23 protein-coding genes are annotated in these 21,597 nt (G+C 64.2%); 21 read left to right on the top strand and 2 right to left on the bottom strand.

The genetic code is table 11. The annotated features are described in order from the left end of the window. Positions 1–72 precede the first annotated feature (72 nt). From ffh to ACSMEV_RS19125, 14 genes are all read left to right on the top strand, one after another. Positions 73–1,449, top strand: a complete 1,377-nt coding sequence (gene ffh / locus ACSMEV_RS19190; protein WP_459206541.1) for a signal recognition particle protein — start codon at positions 73–75, stop codon at positions 1,447–1,449. A gap of 232 nt (positions 1,450–1,681) precedes the next feature. Beyond that, the gene (rpsP, locus tag ACSMEV_RS19185) at positions 1,682–1,933 is read left to right on the top strand and encodes a 30S ribosomal protein S16 (RefSeq protein WP_296263346.1); all 252 of its coding nucleotides are present in this window, start codon (positions 1,682–1,684) and stop codon (positions 1,931–1,933) included. A 5-nt stretch (positions 1,934–1,938) separates the two neighbouring features. Continuing rightward, a complete protein-coding gene (gene rimM, locus ACSMEV_RS19180; RefSeq protein ID WP_314488262.1) occupies positions 1,939–2,475 on the top strand; it encodes a ribosome maturation factor RimM in 537 nt (178 codons plus the stop codon). A 3-nt stretch (positions 2,476–2,478) separates the two neighbouring features. Then, the gene (gene trmD / locus ACSMEV_RS19175; RefSeq protein WP_459206540.1) at positions 2,479–3,231 is read left to right on the top strand and encodes a tRNA (guanosine(37)-N1)-methyltransferase TrmD; all 753 of its coding nucleotides are present in this window, start codon (positions 2,479–2,481) and stop codon (positions 3,229–3,231) included. 42 nt (positions 3,232–3,273) lie between these two features. Then, positions 3,274–3,624 carry a 50S ribosomal protein L19 gene (gene rplS, locus ACSMEV_RS19170; RefSeq protein ID WP_296263352.1) on the top strand — a complete coding sequence of 117 codons (351 nt, stop codon included), beginning with the start codon at positions 3,274–3,276 and terminating at the stop codon, positions 3,622–3,624. Between the two features lie 264 nt (positions 3,625–3,888). Then, positions 3,889–4,293, top strand: coding sequence for an acyl-CoA thioesterase (locus tag ACSMEV_RS19165; RefSeq protein WP_459206539.1), 405 nt, complete (start codon positions 3,889–3,891; stop codon positions 4,291–4,293). Positions 4,294–4,451: 158 nt separating this feature from the next. Further along, the gene (locus ACSMEV_RS19160; RefSeq protein ID WP_459206538.1) at positions 4,452–4,667 is read left to right on the top strand and encodes a cold-shock protein; all 216 of its coding nucleotides are present in this window, start codon (positions 4,452–4,454) and stop codon (positions 4,665–4,667) included. 62 nt (positions 4,668–4,729) lie between these two features. Continuing rightward, the gene (locus ACSMEV_RS19155; protein WP_459206537.1) at positions 4,730–4,936 is read left to right on the top strand and encodes a hypothetical protein; all 207 of its coding nucleotides are present in this window, start codon (positions 4,730–4,732) and stop codon (positions 4,934–4,936) included. A 174-nt stretch (positions 4,937–5,110) separates the two neighbouring features. Next, positions 5,111–6,007: a site-specific tyrosine recombinase XerD gene (gene xerD / locus ACSMEV_RS19150; protein ID WP_459206536.1), complete on the top strand. Its 897-nt coding sequence runs from the start codon at positions 5,111–5,113 to the stop codon at positions 6,005–6,007. 153 nt (positions 6,008–6,160) lie between these two features. Continuing rightward, the gene (locus ACSMEV_RS19145; protein ID WP_459206535.1) at positions 6,161–6,919 is read left to right on the top strand and encodes a DsbC family protein; all 759 of its coding nucleotides are present in this window, start codon (positions 6,161–6,163) and stop codon (positions 6,917–6,919) included. Between the two features lie 80 nt (positions 6,920–6,999). Continuing rightward, positions 7,000–8,304 carry a homoserine dehydrogenase gene (locus tag ACSMEV_RS19140; RefSeq protein WP_459206534.1) on the top strand — a complete coding sequence of 435 codons (1,305 nt, stop codon included), beginning with the start codon at positions 7,000–7,002 and terminating at the stop codon, positions 8,302–8,304. A gap of 160 nt (positions 8,305–8,464) precedes the next feature. Beyond that, on the top strand, positions 8,465–9,874 hold the full coding sequence (gene thrC / locus ACSMEV_RS19135; protein ID WP_459206533.1) for a threonine synthase: 1,410 nt from the start codon (positions 8,465–8,467) through the stop codon (positions 9,872–9,874). Between the two features lie 238 nt (positions 9,875–10,112). Then, a complete protein-coding gene (locus tag ACSMEV_RS19130) occupies positions 10,113–10,532 on the top strand; it encodes an ANTAR domain-containing protein (protein WP_459206532.1) in 420 nt (139 codons plus the stop codon). A gap of 74 nt (positions 10,533–10,606) precedes the next feature. Beyond that, positions 10,607–10,888, top strand: a complete 282-nt coding sequence (locus ACSMEV_RS19125; protein WP_459206531.1) for a DUF3509 domain-containing protein — start codon at positions 10,607–10,609, stop codon at positions 10,886–10,888. Positions 10,889–11,049: 161 nt separating this feature from the next. Here ACSMEV_RS19125 and ACSMEV_RS19120 read toward each other — a convergent pair whose 3' ends face one another. After that, complete coding sequence (locus ACSMEV_RS19120) at positions 11,050–12,261, bottom strand: CaiB/BaiF CoA transferase family protein (protein WP_459206530.1); 1,212 nt, start codon at positions 12,259–12,261, stop codon at positions 11,050–11,052. Between the two features lie 143 nt (positions 12,262–12,404). On the opposite strand from ACSMEV_RS19120, the gene ACSMEV_RS19115 reads away from it, so the two are divergent. The 4 genes from ACSMEV_RS19115 to ACSMEV_RS19100 all read left to right on the top strand — a co-directional run bounded on the left by ACSMEV_RS19115 (position 12,405) and on the right by ACSMEV_RS19100 (position 16,939). Beyond that, the gene (locus ACSMEV_RS19115; protein WP_459206529.1) at positions 12,405–12,947 is read left to right on the top strand and encodes a YaeQ family protein; all 543 of its coding nucleotides are present in this window, start codon (positions 12,405–12,407) and stop codon (positions 12,945–12,947) included. A gap of 30 nt (positions 12,948–12,977) precedes the next feature. Continuing rightward, positions 12,978–14,687, top strand: coding sequence for a single-stranded-DNA-specific exonuclease RecJ (recJ, locus tag ACSMEV_RS19110; protein ID WP_296263366.1), 1,710 nt, complete (start codon positions 12,978–12,980; stop codon positions 14,685–14,687). A gap of 162 nt (positions 14,688–14,849) precedes the next feature. Further along, complete coding sequence (locus ACSMEV_RS19105; RefSeq protein WP_459206528.1) at positions 14,850–15,956, top strand: NADH:flavin oxidoreductase/NADH oxidase; 1,107 nt, start codon at positions 14,850–14,852, stop codon at positions 15,954–15,956. Positions 15,957–16,195: 239 nt separating this feature from the next. Next, entirely contained in the window at positions 16,196–16,939 is a 744-nt protein-coding gene (locus ACSMEV_RS19100) for a tellurite resistance TerB family protein (RefSeq protein WP_459206527.1), read from the top strand. 155 nt (positions 16,940–17,094) lie between these two features. Here ACSMEV_RS19100 and ACSMEV_RS19095 read toward each other — a convergent pair whose 3' ends face one another. Then, complete coding sequence (locus tag ACSMEV_RS19095; RefSeq protein ID WP_459206526.1) at positions 17,095–18,531, bottom strand: sensor domain-containing diguanylate cyclase; 1,437 nt, start codon at positions 18,529–18,531, stop codon at positions 17,095–17,097. A gap of 228 nt (positions 18,532–18,759) precedes the next feature. Between ACSMEV_RS19095 and ACSMEV_RS19090 the strand changes: the two genes are divergently transcribed. From ACSMEV_RS19090 to ACSMEV_RS19080, 3 genes are all read left to right on the top strand, one after another. Continuing rightward, on the top strand, positions 18,760–19,782 hold the full coding sequence (locus ACSMEV_RS19090) for a LacI family DNA-binding transcriptional regulator (RefSeq protein WP_459206525.1): 1,023 nt from the start codon (positions 18,760–18,762) through the stop codon (positions 19,780–19,782). Positions 19,783–19,864: 82 nt separating this feature from the next. Next, the gene (locus ACSMEV_RS19085; RefSeq protein WP_459206524.1) at positions 19,865–20,644 is read left to right on the top strand and encodes a sugar phosphate isomerase/epimerase family protein; all 780 of its coding nucleotides are present in this window, start codon (positions 19,865–19,867) and stop codon (positions 20,642–20,644) included. Beyond that, a complete protein-coding gene (locus ACSMEV_RS19080; protein WP_459206523.1) occupies positions 20,637–21,587 on the top strand; it encodes a sugar kinase in 951 nt (316 codons plus the stop codon). Before ACSMEV_RS19085 ends, ACSMEV_RS19080 begins: the two co-directional genes overlap by 8 nt. Positions 21,588–21,597: the final 10 nt, after the last annotated feature.

Below are 21,597 nucleotides of genomic sequence, written 5' to 3'. Positions count from 1 at the left end.
GCCTCGGGCATGTCCACCTTGCCCCCGGACGCCTGACCACCCTCGGCTTTAACTGGGCCTGAAAGGATCACCATGTTCGAAAACCTGACCGACCGCCTGTCACAGACGCTGCGCCACGTTACCGGCAAGGCCAAGCTGACCGAAGACAACATCAAGGACACCCTGCGCGAAGTGCGCATGGCGTTGCTCGAGGCCGATGTGGCCTTGCCGGTGGTCAAGGATTTCGTCAACAGCGTCAAGGAACGCGCGGTCGGCACCGAAGTCTCGCGCAGCCTCACGCCGGGCCAGGCCTTCGTCAAGATCGTCCAGGCCGAACTCGAAAGCCTGATGGGCGCGGCCAACGAAGAGCTGGCGCTCAACGCCGCACCGCCTGCCGTGGTGCTCATGGCCGGCCTGCAGGGCGCGGGCAAGACCACCACCGCCGGCAAGCTGGCCCGCCACCTCAAGGAACGCAAGAAAAAGAGCGTGATGGTGGTCTCGGCCGACGTCTATCGCCCGGCGGCGATCAAGCAGTTGGAAACCCTGGCCAACGAAGTAGGCGTCACCTTCTTCCCCTCGGACCTGTCGCAGAAGCCGGTGGCCATCGCCGAAGCGGCGATCCGTGAAGCCAAACTCAAGTTCATCGACGTGGTCATCCTCGACACCGCCGGCCGTCTGCACGTGGACGCCGACATGATGGACGAGATCAAGGCCCTGCACGCCGCGGTCAAGCCGGTCGAAACCCTGTTCGTGGTCGACGCCATGACCGGCCAGGATGCCGCCAACACCGCCAAGGCCTTCGGCGAAGCGCTGCCGCTCACCGGCGTGGTGCTGACCAAGGTCGACGGCGACGCCCGTGGCGGGGCGGCGCTGTCGGTACGCGCCATCACCGGCAAGCCGATCAAGTTCCTCGGCATGGGCGAGAAGAGCGACGCGCTCGAGCCGTTCCACCCCGACCGCATCGCTTCGCGCATCCTCGGCATGGGCGATGTGCTCAGCCTGATCGAGCAGGCCGAGCAGACCATCGACAAGGCCAAGGCCGACAAGCTGGCCAAGAAGCTGAAGAAGGGCAAGGGCTTCGACCTCGAAGACTTCCGCGACCAGCTGCAACAGATGAAGAACATGGGCGGCTTGGGCGGCCTGATGGACAAGCTGCCGAGCATCGGTGGGGTCAACCTGTCGCAGATGGGCAACGCCCAGGGCGCCGCCGAGAAGCAGTTCAAGCAGATGGACGCGATCATCAGCTCCATGACCCCGGCCGAGCGCCGCGACCCCGAGCTGATCAGCGGCTCGCGCAAGCGCCGCATCGCCTTGGGTTCCGGCACCCAGGTGCAGGACGTCGGCCGGCTGATCAAGCAGCACAAGCAAATGCAGAAAATGATGAAGAAATTCTCCACCAAAGGTGGCATGGCCAAGATGATGCGTGGCCTGGGCGGCATGATGCCCGGTGGTGGCATGCCGAAGCTGTAACCCATTCAGGGCGCTGGTGGTTCGCCGCCAGGCCCGGAACCCCCCGTTTCGGCGGGGTCATCGCTGCCCGCCCCGGCAGGCAGTTTACCGTGCAGATCGTCATGCAGGCCTTTGCTCGATGCAAAAGGCATTTGCAAATGTCCGTGTATTCCTTGAGAATATGCGGCCTTTCGGGCGCCCGTGTGCCTGAAAGGATCACGATTTGCAGCACCGACTACAGGAACGATGTTCAATGCTAACCATCCGTCTTGCCCGTGGCGGCTCCAAAAAGCGCCCATTCTACCAACTGACCGTAACCGACTCGCGCAACCCGCGTGACGGCTCGCACATCGAGCAGGTTGGCTTCTTCAATCCTGTCGCTCGTGGTCAGGAAGTTCGCCTGTCCCTGAAAGAAGATCGCGTTGCTCACTGGTTGAGCGTCGGCGCGCAGCCGTCTGAGCGTGTTGCTCAGCTGCTGAAGGAAGCGGCCAAGGCTGCAGCCTGAACCGTATGAACGCGACGCCAGAAAAGGCTGACGACCTGATCGTCGTTGGCAAGATTTTTTCGGTTCACGGCGTTCGCGGCGAGGTGAAGGTCTTTTCCTTTACCGATCCGATTGAAAACCTGTTGGACTACCGCCACTGGACGCTTCGGCGCGAAGGGTCGGTCAAGCAGGTCGAGCTGGTGAGTGGCCGTTCCAATAAAAAGGACCTGGTCGCGAAACTCAAAGGGCTAGACGATCGTGACGAAGCGCGTCTTCTGAGCGGTTACGAGATCTGTATCTCGCGCAGCCTTTTGCCCAACTTGAACGACGACGAGTACTACTGGTACCAGTTGGTCGGTCTGAGCGTCATCAACCAAGACGAACAATTGTTCGGCAAGGTCGATCACCTGTTGGAAACCGGCGCCAACGATGTAGTAGTGGTCAAGCCTTGCGCAGGCAGCCTGGATGATCGCGAGCGTCTGTTGCCCTATACGCGGCAATGTGTGCTGGCCATCGACCTCGAAGCCGGTGTGATGCGGGTCGAGTGGGACGCGGACTTCTAAACGATGGGTAACCTTCGCGTAGACGTCATCACGTTGTTCCCCGAGATGTTTTCGGCCATTACCGAGTACGGCATTACCAGCCGCGCGGTGAAGCAGGGCCTGTTGCAACTGACCTGCTGGAATCCGCGGGACTACACCACGGATCGTCACCATACGGTGGACGATCGGCCTTTCGGGGGTGGTCCGGGGATGGTGATGAAAATCAAGCCTCTGGAGGATGCCTTGGCCAACGCCAAGCAGGCGACCAGAGCAGCGGCGAAAGTGATCTACCTCTCGCCACAAGGCCGCACGCTGACTCAGCAAGCGGTCAAAGACCTGGCAGAACAGGAATCGTTGATCCTGATCGCCGGTCGTTACGAAGGCATCGACGAGCGTTTCATCGAAGCTCATGTCGATGAAGAGTGGTCGATTGGCGACTATGTACTGTCTGGTGGCGAGCTGCCAGCCATGGTCCTGATCGATGCGGTTACACGGCTGCTGCCCGGAGCTTTAGGGCATGTAGGCTCGGCGGAGGAAGACTCCTTCACCGATGGCCTGCTCGATTGCCCGCACTACACCCGACCTGAGGTGTATGCGGATCAGCGTGTACCCGACGTGTTGCTCAGCGGCAACCATGCACACATCCGGCAGTGGCGCTTGAAGCAGTCCTTAGGTAGGACCTTCGACCGACGCGCCGATCTTCTGGAAAGTCGCTCACTTTCTGGAGAAGAGAAAAAGCTGCTCGAGGAATACCTCCGCGAGCGGAACGATAGTTAACGTATCGATGGTGGATAAAGTTATCCATCTTAGGAGCACAGCATGACCAACAAGATCATCCAGCAGCTCGAAGCCGAGCAGATGAGCAAGGAAATCCCAACCTTCGCACCGGGCGACACCATTGTCGTCCAGGTCAAAGTGAAGGAAGGCGAGCGTTCCCGTCTGCAGGCGTTCGAAGGCGTCGTCATCGCCAAGCGTAACCGCGGTCTGAACAGCGCCTTCACCGTGCGCAAGATCTCCAGCGGCGTGGGCGTTGAGCGTACCTTCCAGACCTACAGCCCGCAGATCGACAGCATGGCCGTGAAACGTCGTGGTGACGTGCGTAAAGCCAAGCTGTACTACCTGCGTGACCTGTCCGGTAAAGCAGCTCGCATCAAGGAAAAACTGTCCTGAGTGCAGTTTGACCGGCAACCCAGGTTGCCATGCGAAAGAGAAAGCAGCCTCCGGGCTGCTTTTTTGTGGGCGCGATTTGCCTGACGACCGACGCACGAAAACGCGGCCAATGGCCTAATGCCGGTCAGTTAAGCAATCGGGGCTGCTTTGCAGCCATCGCGGCCCCCAATCACTCCAACAATCCTGTAGGAGCGGCTTTAGCCGCGATGGGCTGCAAAGCAGCCCCAATCACCATTGGCCCGCCTACCTAACACGGAATAGCCCATGACCACTCCCCGAGAGCAGGAAATCCAACGCCGCACCGAGCTGTCGGTCACCCGTGTGACCAAAGCGGTGTTTCCGAGCACCACCAACCACCACAACACCCTATTCGGCGGCACCGCGCTGGCCTGGATGGACGAAGTGTCGTTCATCGCCGCCACGCGCTTCTGCCGTTTGCCGCTGGTGACCGTGTCCACCGACCGCATCGACTTCAAGCACCCGATCCCGGCGGGCACCATCGTCGAATTGGTGGGCACGGTGGTCAAGGTCGGTAACACCAGCCTGCAGGTGCAAGTGGATGTGTTCGTCGAGAACATGTACCTCGATGGCCGCGAGCGGGCGATCCACGGCGTGTTCAGCTTCGTCGCCATCGACGAGGACAAGCGGCCGGTGCCCGTGCTGCCCTAGGTTCGACATCTGCTCGTCGCTGCCAAAGCCGCGTGATTGGACTGATAAAAATGCCAGTAGCTGCCTGGTCGCTTCGAGCGCAGGATTGCATACGGCTGGACGATGCCTGGCATCGACGCTGTCAGCTATCCGATCTTCAGACGACAAAGGTGAGCGACGTGAGCAATAGAGAAGAAGGAACCGTGAAGTGGTTCAACGATGAGAAAGGCTATGGGTTCATTACGCGAGCGGGCGATGGTGAGGATCTGTTCGTTCACTTCAAAGCGATCGAAGCGGACGGTTTCAGAAGTTTGACAGAAGGCCAGAAGGTGAGCTTCATCGCTGAAAAAGGCCAAAAGGGTATGCAGGCTGCCCAGGTTCAACTGATCAAGTAATGTCCATCCCTTGCCCATCCGAGACACGCTCGAACGAGGGCGTGCCGCATGGAGATGCCATCATGTCCAGAAAAGATGTCGAGCCAGACCTGTCACTCGCAGTTCCCGGCTTAGCGACCGAGCCGGCAGCGCAAGAAGTGGACTTACTGCCCGAAGTCGGTCAGCAGCTTCGTGAGGGTCAAACCGTCACTTACGAAGTCGGCATAGACGAAACGGGTCGGCACTATGCATTCAACGTGCAGATCGTCGACGAACCTCCGGTGCATTGACATAGCACCTTGCGTCCATTACTAGAAGCCGCTCGACTCCTACGGGCTACCAGCGGCCAGCTTGTCATGGGCACGTTTGGGTTACGGTTCTTACTGCACGTATATACCGGCAAGGCAGACAAGGCGGTTGCCCTGTGAAACACTCGTCAGCTATTCGGTTTCTAGCTTCTTGCCATGCCCACCCTCGAACATCCTCTGATCGACCAATTCCTGGACGCCCTCTGGCTCGAAAAAGGCCTGTCGGACAACACCCGGGCGTCCTACCGCAGCGACTTGACCCTGTACAACGGCTGGCTGCACGCGCGTAGCGTGCGACTGCCCGATGCCGACCGCCCGCTGATTCTCGATCACCTGGCCTGGCGCCTCGATCAAGGCTACAAGCCACGCTCGACCGCGCGCTTCATCTCCGGGCTGCGTGGCTTCTATCGCTACCTGTTGCGGGAAAAGCACATCGGGGTCGACCCGACGCTGTTGGTGGAAATGCCTCAGCTGGGCCGGCCACTGCCCAAATCGCTATCCGAGGCTGACGTCGAGGCTCTGCTGCGTGCGCCAGACCTGGGCGAGGCCATCGGCCAGCGCGACCGCGCCATGCTCGAAGTGCTGTACGCCTGCGGGCTGCGCGTCACCGAGCTGGTGAGCCTGACGCTCGACCAGGTCAACCTGCGCCAGGGTGTGCTGCGCGTGATGGGCAAAGGCAGCAAGGAGCGGCTGGTGCCCATGGGCGAAGAAGCCATCGTCTGGGTCGAGCGCTACCTGCGCGACGGCCGCGCCGAACTGCTTAATGGCAGGCCGAGCGACGTGATGTTTCCCAGTCTGCGCGGCGAGCAGATGACCCGTCAGACCTTCTGGCACCGCATCAAGCACCATGCGCGGGTGGCCGGCATCGACAAGCCGCTGTCGCCGCACACCCTGCGCCACGCCTTCGCCACCCACCTGCTCAACCACGGCGCGGACCTGCGCGTGGTGCAGATGCTGCTGGGCCACAGCGACCTGTCGACCACACAGATCTACACCCACGTGGCCAAAGCGCGCCTGCAACAGCTGCACGCCCAGCATCACCCCCGAGGGTGAGCGAAATTCATGTTCGGCCAGGCGGCGCCAGCGGCCACAGCCAGCGCGGGCGCAGTGTGGTAGGCTTGGCCGGTTTTGTAGCAGGGGCCGCTTGGTCGTCGCGCCAGGTGCGCAGGCCACACCCGCACGCCCCGTCCGATCTCAGGAGTATCCATGCGCATGACCCGGATTTTCGCTGCCGCCGCCTTGGCGCTGGCCAGCACCTTTGCCGTCGCGGCCCCAGCTGCGACGGCCGCTGCCGACAGCAACCAAGGCGCTGAGCAGGCCATCCGCAAGACCTTGCAAACACTCGAGCTGGACGTGCCCGTGGAAAGCGTGGCCGCCAGCCCCGTTGGCGGGCTGTACGAAGTCAAGCTGCAAGGTGGCCGCGTGCTCTACGCCAGCCCCGACGGTCAGTTCGTCATGCAGGGCTACCTGTACCAGATCAAGGACGGCAAGCCGGTCAACCTCACCGAGAAGACCGAGCGCCAAGGCGTCGCCAAGCTCATCAACGGCATTCCGACTGGCGAGATGGTGATCTATCCAGCCAAGGGCGAAACCAAGTCCCACATCACCGTCTTCACCGACACCACCTGCCCGTACTGCCACAAGCTGCACGCCGAAGTGCCCGAGCTTAACCGCCAGGGCATCGAAGTCCGTTACCTGGCCTTCCCGCGCCAGGGCATGGGTTCGGACGGCGACAAGCAGTTGCAGGCGGTCTGGTGTTCGAGCGACCGCCGTGCGGCGCTGGACAAGATGGTCGAGGGCAAGGACATCAAGGCCGCCAAGTGCGCCAACCCAGTCAGCAAGCAGTTCGAGCTGGGCCAGTCGATCGGCGTCAACGGCACGCCGGCCATCGTCCTCGAAAGCGGCCAGGTGATTCCGGGCTACCAGCCGGCGCCGCAACTGGCCAAACTGGCCCTGGCCAAATAATTTCAGCACGCCGTCGCTATGGGGCGACGGCACGTTTCACGGGCGGCGCAGGGCGCCGGCCGTTCTATGGGGAGTTCACAGTGAAACCGGTCAAAGTAGGCATCTGTGGGTTGGGGACCGTCGGTGGCGGTACCTTCAATGTGCTTCAGCGTAACGCCGAGGAGATCGCCCGCCGTGCCGGGCGTGGTATCGAAGTGGCACAGATCGCCATGCGCTCGCCCAACCCGAACTGCCAGATTACCGGTACCCCCATTACCGCAGACGTGTTCGATATCGCCAGCAACCCCGAGATCGACATCGTCATCGAGCTGATCGGTGGTTACACCATCGCCCGCGACCTGGTGCTCAAGGCCATCGACAACGGCAAGCACGTGGTCACCGCGAACAAGGCGCTGATCGCCGTACACGGTAACGAAATCTTCGCCAAGGCCCGCGAGAAGGGCGTGATCGTCGCCTTCGAAGCGGCGGTGGCCGGTGGCATTCCGGTGATCAAGGCCATCCGCGAAGGGCTGTCGGCCAACCGCATCAACTGGCTGGCCGGCATCATCAACGGCACGGGCAACTTCATCCTCACCGAAATGCGCGAGAAAGGCCGTGCCTTCCCCGACGTGCTCGCCGAAGCCCAGGCCCTGGGCTACGCCGAAGCCGACCCGACCTTCGACGTCGAAGGCATCGATGCCGCGCATAAGCTGACCATCCTGGCGTCCATCGCCTTCGGCATCCCGCTGCAATTCGATAAGGCCTACACCGAAGGCATCACCCAACTGACCACCGCCGACGTCAACTACGCCGAAGCCCTGGGCTACCGCATCAAGCACCTGGGTGTGGCGCGCAGCACGGCGGCCGGTATCGAGTTGCGCGTGCATCCGACCCTGATCCCCAGCGACCGCCTGATCGCCAACGTCAACGGCGTGATGAACGCGGTCATGGTCAACGGCGATGCCGCAGGCTCGACCCTGTACTACGGTGCCGGCGCCGGCATGGAGCCGACCGCCTCGTCGGTGGTGGCCGACCTGGTCGACGTGGTCCGCGCCATGACCTCCGACCCGGAAAATCGCGTGCCGCACCTGGCCTTCCAGCCCGATTCGCTGTCGGCGCACCCGATCCTGCCGATCGAGGCTTGCGAAAGCGCCTACTACCTGCGCATCCAGGCCAAGGACCACCCGGGCGTGCTGGCCCAGGTGGCGAGCATCCTGTCCGAGCGTGGCATCAACATCGAATCGATCATGCAGAAGGAAGCCGAGGAGCAGGACGGCCTGGTGCCGATGATCCTGCTGACCCACCGCGTGATCGAGAAAGGCATCGACGACGCCATCGTCGCCCTCGAAGACTTGCAGGACGTGGTCGGCAAAGTCGTGCGCATTCGCGTCGAACAGTTGAATTAAGTGGCAAGCCTCGGGCTGCGAGCTGCATTCGAAGCAGCGCCGCCCGCAGGCTTCATACCGTGAAGACTCGTGGCAGCGGACAGCCGCAGCGTGCCAGGGCGACATCGATCCCCTTGCCGCTTGCGGTGACACGCCAGCCACCCACCAAAGGTTTGCACCCATGCGCTATATCAGTACCCGCGGCCAGGCGCCGGCCCTGAACTTCGAAGACGTGCTGCTCGCCGGCCTCGCCAGCGACGGCGGCCTGTACGTGCCGGAAAACCTGCCGCGCTTCACCCAGGAGGAAATCGCCTCCTGGGCCGGCCTGCCATACCACGAGCTGGCCTTCCGGGTGATGCGCCCGTTCGTCGAGGGCAGCATCGCCGACGCCGATTTCAAGAAGATCCTCGAAGAGACCTATGGCGCCTTCGCCCATTCGGCGGTCGCACCGCTGCGCCAGCTCGACGGCAACGAGTGGGTGATGGAGCTGTTCCACGGCCCGACCTTGGCGTTCAAGGACTTCGCCCTGCAATTGCTGGGTCGCTTGCTCGACCATGTGCTGGCCAAACGCAACGAGCGCGTGGTGATCGTCGGCGCTACCAGCGGCGACACCGGCTCGGCCGCCATCGAAGGCTGCCGCCGTTGCGACAACGTCGACATCTTCATCCTGCACCCGCACCAGCGCGTGTCGGAAGTGCAGCGCCGGCAGATGACTACCATCCTGGGCGACAACATCCACAACATCGCCATCGAGGGCAACTTCGACGACTGCCAGGAGATGGTCAAGGCCAGCTTCGCCGACCAGTCGTTCCTCAAGGGCACGCGCCTGGTGGCGGTCAACTCGATCAACTGGGCGCGGATCATGGCCCAGATCGTCTACTACTTCCACGCGGCCTTGCAGTTGGGCGGCCCGGCACGTTCGGTGGCCTTCTCGGTGCCGACCGGCAACTTCGGCGACATCTTCGCCGGTTACCTGGCGCGCAACATGGGCCTGCCGATCAGCCAGCTGGTGGTCGCGACCAACCGCAACGACATCCTGCACCGCTTCATGAGCGGCAACCAGTACGTCAAGGAAACCCTGCACGCCACCTTGTCGCCGTCCATGGATATCATGGTCTCGTCGAACTTCGAGCGTCTGCTGTTCGACCTGCACGGGCGCAACGGCGCCGCCATCGCCGACCTGATGGGCAACTTCCGCCAAGGCGGTGGATTCAGCGTCGAAGAAGACCGCTGGACCGAAGCGCGCAAGCTGTTCGATTCCCTGGCAGTGACCGACGAGCAGACCTGCGAAACCATCGCTTCGGTGTTCGCCAGCACCGGCGAAGTACTCGACCCTCATACCGCCATTGGCGTGCATGCCGCGCGCGAATGCCGTCGCAGCCTGAGCACGCCGATGGTGGTGCTGGGCACGGCGCACCCGGTGAAATTCCCTGAAGCGGTGGAGCAGGCTGGTGTCGACAAGGCCCTGGAACTGCCGGCGCACCTGAGCGACCTGTTCAGCCGGGAAGAGCGTTGCACGGTGTTGGCCAACGATCTGAAGGCCGTACAGGCCTTCGTCAGCCAGCACGGCAACCGCGGCAAGCCACTGTAATCAGACCCGCTCCAACCCTCGGAGCGGGTGCTGCCACACATAGGTGTAATGCGCCCTGTGTGGTGATGCCAGTCGCGCCTCGGGTTCTTGAGCTGCGCTGGTAGCAGACGTCCCATACCCACTCTGGGGTATGGGATGCTTCTGATCGCCGATTAAGTAATTTCCTATATATCTACCCCGGATGCTTTCCTAAAGTGGCGCGTCTTTCTCGCCGCGCAGGCGGCATGCGGAGCGATCCATGCAACGGCTCAGCGTCCTGATCCATCAGCAGCATCCCTTTCACCAAATCGCCCTGCACCAGGCCTGCAATGCGCAGGGAATCTACCGTGTGCGTCTGCTCGACGACCCCCTGTTGGCCCCCCAGTCGTTGCGTGCCGGCCCTCCCGCAGACCTGCTCATTCTTGACCAGACCATGCCTGCGCAACCGGCCAAGGCGCTGATCGAACGACTGCGCAGCGCAGCGCGTGCCCCGGCTCTGCTGTTCGTAGGGCGAACGCGGCCCAAGCAGGTTGATTTGGCGCACCTGGCGCGTGAGCAGGGCTTGTGTGTGGTAGGGGAGTTGCACTGGCCCTTGTCCACCCCGGCGCTCAGCCACGCATTGCGCCATGCGCGCAAACTCGCCAAGGCCGCTCGCTCAACGCCGACAGCGCCGCTCTAGCGCGCGGCACGCGAACTTTCCGCTTCGCTTGCAGGTCTCTACCCTGTATCCAACACAACAAGCGAGTACGCCGGATGGAACGAATCTGCAGACTGCTCAACGATGCCTTGACGCCTTACCACACCCAGCTCGGCGCAGAAGATGCCAGCGGCCAGCGCTTGCTCACCGTCCTCAACAGCCAAGGCCAGCAGACGCTGAGCCGCACCGTCAGCCAACACCAATTGCAGGACCAACGCCTGCTGGTCGACCTGGTCGACGGTCTGCACCGCGACTTGCAGATCGCAGAAGGCCGCTTGCAGCCTTGCGTGATCGCGGCGTTGCAACAATGCAAAGTGCCGCAGGGAACCTTCGCCTGAGCGCACCGTCAGACTTATCAATGGTCGTCGGTACGGCACTTGGCTCCGGTGCCGGCCCGACGTCCACGCAAAGCCCAAACTTGGCTTTGGCTTCGACCCCGGTCGTCTTTCCCCAGCGACCGGGGTTTCTTTTGTCCGCGTTTCAAGCTCGGCGTCAGTGCTCAGATCGTACCGTCGCGGCGCAGCGCGGCGATGGCTGCTGCGTCGAAGCCAAGCCCGCTCAGCAGGCTGTCGGTATGTTCGCCCAAGGCCGGCCCTACCCATTCGGCGCCACCCGGCGTTTCCGACAGCTTGGGCACGATGCCCGGCATCTTGAACGGCTTGCCATCCGGTAGGGTGGCTTGCAACAGCATGTCGCGGGCCAGGAATTGCGGGTCGGCGAACATGTCTTCGGCCGAGTAGATGCGGCTGGCCGGCACCTCGGCTGCGTTCAGCGCGCGCATTACCTCATCCAGCGTCAGGCCGTTGACCCAGCGGTCGATCACCCCATACAGCTCGTCGCGGCGCAGGTCGCGGCCATCGTTGCTGGCCAGGCTTGGGTCGTCGGCCAAGTCTGCGCGTCCCAGCGCGTGCATCAGTCGTTTGAAGATGGCATCGCCGTTGGCGCCGATCTGCACGTGGCGGCCATCGGCGCTGGTATGGATGCACGAGGGGGTGATGCCCGGCATGATGTTGCCGGTGCGCTCGCGGATGAAGCCGAACACGTCGAACTCCGGCACCATGCTTTCCATCATGGCGAAGATGGCTTCGTACAGCGCCACGTCCACCACCTGGCCGTCACCGCCGTTGACTTCGCGGTGCCGCAAGGCCATCAGCGCCCCGACGACGCCCCACAGCGCGGCGATCGAATCACCGATGGAAATGCCGGTGCGCACCGGTGGGCGGTCTTCGAAGCCGGTGATGTAGCGTAGCCCACCCATGGATTCGCCGACCGCGCCGAAACCGGGTTGGTCTTTCATCGGCCCGGTCTGGCCGAAGCCCGACAGGCGCACCATGACCAGGCGCGGGTTGAGCGCGTGCAGCACGTCCCAGCCCAGGCCGAGCTTTTCCAGCACGCCGGGGCGGAAGTTCTCGATCAGGATGTCGGCCTCGGCGAGCAGGCGCTTGAGCACCTCGCGCCCGGCCTCGTGCTTGAGGTTGAGGGTCAGCGAGCGTTTGTTGCGCGCCTGCACGAACCACCACAGCGAAGTGCCCTCGTAGAGCTTGCGCCATTTGCGCAGCGGGTCGCCGCCGTCGGGGGATTCGACCTTGATCACCTCGGCGCCGAACTCGGCGCAGATGCGCGAAGCGAAAGGGCCGGCGATCAAGGTGCCGAGTTCGATGACCTTGAGGCCGGCGAGGGGTTTGCTGGGCGTAGACATGCGCGGTTCCATGGCGGCGGGGCAGAGCGGGGGGTTGTATCACAGGCGGCGACCAGCCGGTACCGCACGGCGCGGTCGGGTCGACGGTCAGCCGCTGGCGGTCGCGATCGGTTAGACTGGCGGACTTTTTTTACATCGAGCACGAAGCCCTTCCTATGGCCCAGCCGTCAACCACCTACAAATTCGAACTGAACCTGACCGACCTCGACCGAGGCGTTTACGAAAACGTCCGTCAGACCATCGCCCGCCATCCTTCGGAAACCGAAGAGCGCATGGCCGTGCGTTTGCTGGCCTACGCGCTCTGGTACAACGAAAACCTGTCGTTCGGTCGCGGTCTGTCAGACGTCGATGAGGCGGCACTGTGGGAAAAGAGCCTGGACGATCGCATCCTGCACTGGATCGAAGTCGGCCAGCCCGACGCCGAGCGTCTGACCTGGTGCTCGCGCCGTACCGAGCGCACCAGCCTCTTGGCCTATGGCAGCCTGCGCGTCTGGGAGACCAAGGTGGTCGGCGCGGTGAAGTCGCTGAAGAACCTGAACATCGCCGCCGTGCCGCAGGAGGTGCTGGAAACCCTGGCCAAGGACATGCCGCGCACGATCAAGTGGGACGTGATGATCAGCGAAGGCACGGTGTTCGTCACCGACGACCGCGGCCAGCACGAAGTGCAGCTGCAATGGCTGCTCGGTGAGCGCGGCTGACCTGACTTTCCACGGATTACCCAAGACCCCATGCGTATCGAACCTCGAGCACTGCCTTCGCCGTTGCCTGTGCTGGGCAACCTGCCGCCCCTGCTGACCCGCCTGTACGCCGCCCGCGGCGTGCAGAGCGAGGCCGAACTGGACAAGAGCCTGGCGCGCCTGCTGCCGTACCAGCAGCTCAAGGGGATCGACGCTGCGGTCGACCTGCTGGTGACGGCCATCGACCAGGGCCAGCGCCTGTTGATCGTCGGCGACTTCGATGCCGATGGCGCCACCGCCAGCACGGTCGGGGTGCTGGGCTTGCGTCTGCTGGGCGCCGCCCACGTCGATTACCTGGTGCCCAACCGTTTCGAATACGGCTATGGCCTGACTCCGGAAATCGTCGAGGTCGCCCTGCAGCGCCAGCCGCAGATGCTGATCACCGTGGACAACGGCATCTCCAGCGTCGAGGGCGTGGCGGCGGCCAAGGCGGCGGGCCTCACGGTGCTGGTCACCGACCACCACTTGCCGGGCGCACAATTGCCTGCGGCCGACGCCATCGTCAACCCCAACCAGCCGGGCTGCGAGTTTCCCAGCAAGGCGCTGGCCGGCGTCGGGGTGATCTTCTATGTGCTGATGGCTTTGCGCGCCCGCCTGCGCAGCTTGGGCCGCTACGAGCATCAGCCGCAGCCGAACATCGGCGAGCTGCTCGACCTGGTGGCGCTGGGCAGCGTGGCCGACGTGGTGCCGCTCGATGCCAACAACCGCATCCTCGTGCACCAGGGCCTGGAGCGGATCAGGGCAGGGCGGGCGCGCCCAGGCCTGAAGGCCATCCTGGAAGTGGCGCGCCGCGACCATCGTCGCCTCACCTCCACCGACCTCGGCTTCATCCTCGGCCCACGGCTGAACGCCGCCGGTCGCCTGGACGACATGAGCCTGGGCATCGAATGCCTGCTCTGCGAAGACCCGGCCACGGCACTGGCCATGGCCCAGGAGCTCGACGGCCTTAACCAGGACCGCAAGAGCATCGAGCAAGGCATGCAGCGCGAAGCCCTGGCCCAGCTCAAGGACCTCTCGCTGGACGACATGCCCTACGGCCTGTGCCTGTTCGACGCGGACTGGCACCAGGGCGTGATCGGCATCCTCGCCTCGCGCCTGAAAGAGCGCTATCACCGCCCGACCATCGCCTTCGCCGACGCCGGCGACGGTCTGTACAAAGGCTCGGCGCGCTCGGTGCCGGGCTTCCACATCCGCGATGCGCTGGATGCGGTCGCGGCCCGTCATCCGGCGCTGATCAGCAAGTTCGGCGGCCACGCCATGGCCGCGGGGCTGACTCTGCCGGCCGAACATTTCGCCACCTTCGCCCAGGCCTTCGACGAGGAGGTGCGCCGGCAACTGGTCGAAGACGACCTGACCGGGCGGCTGTTGTCCGACGGCACCCTGGCGGTGGAGGAATTCCACCTTGAACTGGCCCGCGCCCTGCGCAATGCCGGGCCTTGGGGGCAGCACTTTCCCGAGCCGCTGTTCCACGGGGTGTTCGAGCTGGTGGAGCAACGCATCGTCGGCGAGCGGCACCTGAAGGTAGTGCTCAAGAGCGAGTGCGGGTCGCTGCGCCTGGACGGCATCGCCTTCGGCGTGGACCGCGAGGTGTGGCCCAACCCCGGCGTGCGTTGGGTGGAGCTGGCCTACAAACTGGACGTCAACGAGTTTCGCGGCAACGAAAGCGTGCAGTTGCTGATCGCCCACATCGAAGCGCGCTGACAGGGTCTGGTGTGCAGCTCGTGCCACGTGGCGGCGGGGTAGGCAATCCGGTGGAACCATTGGCCTGCCCGGACAGGTCTAGTTTCTGAGAGCGGTAGTGGGGGCGGTCGTCAGACGCGTCCCCGGCGCCGCATAACCTTGGAGCCCTTGGGAGGTCTGTCCATGAGCCTGTTGCTTGAGCCCTACACCCTGCGTCAACTGACGTTGCCCAACCGCATCGTCGTCTCGCCCATGTGCCAGTATTCGTCGGCCGACGGCCTGGCCAACGACTGGCACCTGGTGCATCTGGGCAGCCGCGCCGTCGGTGGTGCCGGGCTGGTGATCGCCGAAGCGACCGCCGTCACCGCCGATGGCCGCATCACGGCCGGCGATCTGGGGTTGTGGAACGATGAGCAGATCGCGCCGTTGCAGCGCATCACCCGCTTCATCACCGCACAAGGCGCCGTGCCGGGTCTGCAACTGGCCCACGCCGGGCGCAAGGCCAGTACCCATCGCCCATGGACCGGCGAACACGGCAGCGTGCCGGAAGGCGAGGGCGGCTGGCAGACCGTAGGCCCGTCGCCGATCGCTTTCGACCCCGAGCATGCCGCGCCGCGTGAACTGAGCGAGGCTGAGATCGCCGATATCGTCCAAGCCTTCGTCGACGCCACGCACCGCGCCCTGACCGCAGGCTTCAAGGTGGTCGAAGTGCACGCTGCGCACGGCTACCTGCTGCACCAGTTCCTCTCGCCCCTGAGCAACCAGCGCCGTGACAGCTACGGCGGCTCGTTCGAAAACCGCATCCGCCTGACCCTAGAAATCACCCAGGCCATGCGCGACGCCTGGCCAGCCGAGTTGCCGCTGTTCGTACGCGTGTCGGCCACCGACTGGGTGGAAGACGGCTGGAATCCCGAGGAAACCGTGGAACTGGCGCGGCGCCTGCGGGCCATGGGCGTCGATCTGATCGACGTGTCTTCCGGTGGCACTTCGGCCAACGCCGAAATCCCCACCGGCCCGGGTTACCAGACTCGTTTCGCCGAATCCGTGCGCAAGGAAGCGGAGATCCCTACAGGTACCGTGGGCATGATCACCGAGCCCGCCCAGGCCGAGCACATCTTGCGCACCGGTCAGGCCGACCTGATCTTCCTGGCCCGCGAGCTGCTGCGCGACCCGTACTGGCCCCTGCATGCCGATGACGACCTGGGCGGCCACCAAGCGACATGGCCTGCGCAGTACCAGCGCGCGACCAGCCGGTCCAGCCCGATCCATGAGTCCGATCTGAGGGATTGATCGAGGGCGGGCCGCACTGCGGCCCTGACCCACCACGCAGCGCTTCGAACCCACGTCTGCAATCGAGTGCTTGGCTGCGCTCCGGCGTCTTCCAAGTCCCAGGCCCTCGACAGCGCTCGCTCGGTCCACAAGCAACATCTCGAAGCAAATTTTCCCGCCGCTTGGCGCCAACTCCTGAACGCCCATCGGGCCACCCAAGTCCTACCTGGCATACCTCATCCCGTCTATGGAGATTTGCCATGAATACACGCGGTCTGCTCGATCAACTGCTCAAATCCGGCCAGGACTTGCTCCAGCAACACGCCGGCAAAACGAGCGGTACGCATACCGGTGGCGGCGCGGGCCTGGGGGGCGGATTGGGCGCCGGGCTCGGCGGCTTGCTCTCCGGTGTAGGTGGCAAGGCGCTCGGCGCGGGTGCATTGGGCGCGCTGCTCGGCGGCAAGAAAACCCGCAAGATGGGCGGCAAAGCCATTACCTACGGCGGCCTGGCCGCGCTCGGCATGCTGGCCTACAAGGCCTATGGCGCCTGGCAGGCCAACCAGGCCAGTCAGACCGGCCAAGTCACTGCCGGCAACACTGCGCCCCGTGAGCCGCAAACCCTCGACCGTGTCCCTGCTGATCAAGCCGAACAGCACAGCCAGGCGATTCTCCAGGCACTTGTAGCGGCAGCCAAGGCCGATGGCCATGTCGACGATCGCGAACGCGCCTTGATCGAAGGTGAATTCAGCCGTCTGGACGGCGATGCCGAAGTGCGCCAATGGCTCCAGGCCGAACTGGCCAAGCCGCTCGATCCGGCCACAGTGGCGCAAGCGGCGCAGACCCCAGAGATGGCCGCCGAGATGTTCCTCGCCAGCCTGATGGTGGTCGATCAGGAAAACTTCATGGAGCGCGCCTACCTCGATGAGCTGGCCCGGCAACTGCGCCTCGATCCGGCCTTGCGTCAAGAATTGGAAAACCAGGCGCACCTGGCCGGTGCGCAGTGATCGTGCGGGCCTAGACCCCCGAACCTGTCCCATGGGTCTGGCTCATGCTTGCATTCGCACCGCTATCGTCTTCGTGAGCGCCAATCGCGCAGCCAAGGCGTTGAGCCAGAGCCTCGGTTCGCCGTGCAAAGGGTCCATCGCTGGACCGCGCCCGATCACGCGTGCGGAGGCGAGTGGCCCTCCCAACCCGTCTCGGGCATTGGCGCTTCGATCTCATCGGCGAATATGTAACGGTCCTTGCCCAAGTGCTTGGCGTGGTACATGGCGGCATCCGCCGCTTTGAGCAAGCTGTCACTGTCAACGTCACAGACGTGTTCGCATAGCCTCACGCCGACGCTGGCACGCACTTGCCCGGTGCCACCCTCCAGGGCAATCGGCTCGCGTACGGCGGCGATCACTCGATCGAGAATGGTGCGGCACTCGGCGCGTCCGGACAGATCCTCCAGAATCAACACGAACTCGTCGCCGCCCAGTCGTGCCAGCGTGTCGTAACTGCGCACCTTGCCTTGCAACCGCTGGGCGACCGTGATCAATACCCGGTCGCCTTGCCCATGGCCGAAGCGGTCGTTGACGCCTTTGAAACCGTCCAGGTCCAGCAACGCCAAGGCAAAGCGCTTGCCTTGCCGTCGGCTGCGCTGCGCGGCCTGTTCCAGGCGCCGCAGCATCAGCCTGCGATTGGCCAGGCCGGTGAGCGGGTCGATCAGCGCCTGATGCAGCAGTTCGGCACGGCGTTGGCGCAGGCTCAGCAGGGCATGCATCAGCCAGGCGAGCGAGGCGCTGCCCAGCAGGATCAAACCGAACTCGAAGTAATGCCGGGCATCCGCCGCTGTCGAGCGCAACGGCGCGACACATAGGCTCCACGTCGTGGCGCCGATCTCGACATCGCGGCACAGCCCCGCGACCGGTGCCTCTTGCGAGCGCAGCAGTACGCGACGCTCGCCGGTTTCGGCATCCATGCCCGACAGCACATAGGCATAGCCTTGAGCCTCGATGGCAGGCAAGTTGGCGTCTTCCAACGCCTCGGGCAGTGTCAGGGTGACGACCGTATAGCCCCAGAAGCGCGGTTTTCCACCGGCATCCGGTAGAAATACTGGGAGCATGCCAATGGCGCCCAACGGTCCTTGGATCAAGGTGAACGGCCCGGTGAACTGCAGGCGAGGCGACTTGGGGTCCAGCGCTGCCAAGACCTGCTTGCGGTCGTAGAACTCGAGCAGGTCGTGGTCGCGCACGATCAAGTTGCGGTCCAGCGGCTCGACCTGGCGGATGATGCCTTGCGGGGCTAGCGAAAACGCATAGGCGCCCTTGTACAGCGGCAGCAGAAAATGCGCGAGGGCGGTGAAGTCCGGCACACGGCCGTGCCCCTGATAGACCATCACCGCCAATGTGCGGTTGGCCGTCAGCGTCCGCTCGAGCACTTTTTCCACCGCCACTGCAAAAGTGGTCGCCACTTCGCCGGTGCGTATCTGCTCGATGCGCCGAGCATCCGCGTCGAAACGCTGCAGCAAAATCCAGCCCAGAAGGAAAGCGCCGATGAACGCCAGCAACGGCAGACTCCAACGCAACCCGTATCCGACTCGAACGAAACTCATCATGAGAAAATCCACTCGCGGCTCAGGGCTACGAAGAATTCTGTCGGAAACAACGCCATTTCAAAAGACAATCTCGCAGCTCGACACAGCCTTAGCGGTCGAGGGTCCTGTTTTGGTGCGGGGATTGCGCCCGAATGCAGCATGTGCCCAAAGATAGATTGACGAACCTTCAAACATTTGCTGTATTGAAACCGGTTTCATTTGCCCATTACAACGCCAATAAGGCTCGCAATGAATACGTTGTCACCTCCGACCCAGCCTCGGGTCACCATCAGCCAGGTCGCCAAAGCCGCCGGTGTGTCCAAAGCCACCGTGTCGCGCTTCATCGGCGGCGACCGGCAGTTGCTGGCCGAGGCCACCGCCCGGCGCCTGGACGAGGTGATCCAGCACCTGGGCTACCGCCCCAACCAGATGGCCCGTGGCCTCAAGCGCGGACAGACGCGCCTGATCGGCATGCTGGTCGCCGACATTCTCAATCCCTATTCCGTCGCAGTGATCCGCGGTGTGGAAACGGCCTGCCGCCAGCACGGCTACAGCCTGATGCTGTGCAACACCAACCGCGACGACGAGCAGGAGCGTCACCACCTGGAAGCGCTGCAGTCCTACAACGTCGAAGGCTTGATCGTGAACACCCTCGGCCACCAGCCCCGCCAGTTGCTCGACCTGCACCGCCGCCTGCCCATGGTGCTGGTGGATCGGCAACTGGCTGATCTGCAGGTCGACATGGTCGGGCTGGACAACATCGACGTCGTCGAGCAGGCCCTGGACCACCTCCAGGCCCAGGGCTACCGCGACATCGTCGCCGTCGGCGAACCGCTGGACGGCACCAGTTCGCGGCATGAGCGCGTGCAGGCCTTCACCGCCTCCTTGCAACGGCGCGCCGATATGCGCGGCCGCGTGCTGAGCCTCGATGCCCAATTGCCGCAAGCGCTCGAGCAGCATCTAGCCAGCGACCGGCACGGCCCCCAGGCGCTGCTCACATTCAATGGCGTCGCTACGCTGGCCGTGACCCGCGCCTTGCAGGCGACAGGGCGGGCGTTGGGCCGCGACCTGGGCCTGGTCGCCATCGACGAACTGGACTGGTGTCCGCTGGTCGGCCCTGGCATCACCGCCCTGGCCCAACCCACCGAGCGCATCGGCGCGGCCGCGTTCGAGTGCCTGCTCGAACGCCTGCGCGGCAGTGAAGGGTCAGCGCGACGCTTGGATTTCAAAGCGCAGCTGATCGTGCGTGGTTCCACCTCCCTTACCCCTTGACGAGATTGCAATGACACACCGCAGCCTGCCGCTGCGCTAAAAATGAAACCGGTTTCATCCGAAGCAGACGAGGACAATAACAATGCAGCCCAATCCTGTTTCCATCAGCCTTTCCAGCTACGGCGCCGAACAGGTGCGCACGCGTGGTCAGGCCGCTTTCGTCGACGTGCTGGCCGACGCTGGCGTCGATCGCGTCGAACTGCGCGAAGAATTGTTCACCGAACCGCCCGACACTGCCTTGCTCAAGGCCATGATCGCCAGCCGCGGCCTGGAATGCCTGTACTCGGCGCCTCTAGAGTTATGGACGCGCCATGGCAGACCCGATCCGCAGTTGCCACAGGCTCTGGCCACGGCTCGGGCCTTGGGCGCCGTCGCACTCAAGGTATCGCTCGGGCATTTCCGCGCCGAGTGCGACCTGGCCGACCTTGGCCCGTGGCTCAAGCCGGGCGACCCACTGCTGCTGGTGGAAAACGACCAGACCGCGCATGGCGGTCGGCTCGAGGGGCTGTTGAGCTTCTTCCAGCGCGCACAACAGGCTGCACTGCCGGTAGGCATGACCTTCGATATCGGCAACTGGCAATGGCAAGGCGAATCGGCCGCGCATGCGGCGCGTCACCTGGGGGGCTGGGTGCGCTACGTGCATTGCAAGGCAGTGGCGCGCCACTCCGATGGCCGCCTGGTCGCCGTACCGCCGCAGCCGAGCGAACTGTCGGACTGGCAGCGCTTGTTCGCGTGTTTTCCGCCAGGAGTGCCGCGGGCCGTGGAATATCCGCTGGTCGGCGCCGACCTCACCGCCGTGACCCGTCTGCACGCCAGCGCACTGGCAAGGCTCGGTACCCAACCGGAGGTGAGCCATGCCTGAGCATGACGTGCTGTGTTTCGGCGAAACCATGGCGATGTTCGTGGCCCAGCAAACGGGCGACCTGGACCAAGTGGAGACCTTCGGCCGGCGTATCGCCGGCGCTGACAGCAACGTGGCGATCGGCCTGGCGCGTCTGGGCTGGCGGGTGCGCTGGCTCAGTCGTGTGGGGGACGATGCGCTGGGCCGCTTCGTGCTCGCCAGCCTGCGCCGCGAAGGCCTGGACTGCAGCCAGGTGGCGGTCGATCCCTGCCATCCCACCGGCTTCCAGCTCAAGGCCCGTCGCGACGACGGTGGCGATCCGGCGGTCGAATACTTCCGCGCCGGATCGGCGGCGAGCAAGTTGTCGATCGAAGATCTGGACGACGCCTTGCCCCAGGCACGCCACCTGCACGCCACCGGCATCGTCCCGGCCCTGTCCGAGCGTTGCCGGCAGCTGTCCCATGCGCTGATCGAGCGTATGCGCGCAGCGGGCGCGAGCGTTTCCTTCGACCCCAACCTGCGTCCGTCCTTGTGGCCGGACCGCCAGACCATGGTGCGCGAGATCAACGCCCTGGCGATCAAGGCGCATTGGGTGCTGCCGGGCCTCGAGGAAGGCCGGGTGCTGACCGGCTGGACCACGCCCGCCGACATCGCCGCGTTCTACCTCGACCAAGGTGTGCAGCGCGTGGCGATCAAGCTGGGTGAGCAGGGTGCCTACTACCGCGACGCAGCCGGCGAAGGCCTGGTCGCCCCGGTACCGGTGGCCAAGGTCATCGACACCGTCGGTGCCGGCGACGCCTTCGCCGTGGGCGTGATCAGTGCGCTGCTCGACGGCCTGCCCCTGGCGCAGGCCGTGGCCCGCGGCAACTGGTGCGGCAGCCGCGCCGTACAGAGCCTGGGCGACATGGAGGGCCTGCCGCTGCGCGAAGAACTGGCCGCCCATGAGTTGCGCGCCAGCGCCTGATGAACATCGC

The organism is Pseudomonas sp. MLB6B (assembly GCF_054508135.1).
Note: the sequence above shows the minus strand (reverse complement) of the source record. Positions and strands in the feature narration are given on the sequence as shown.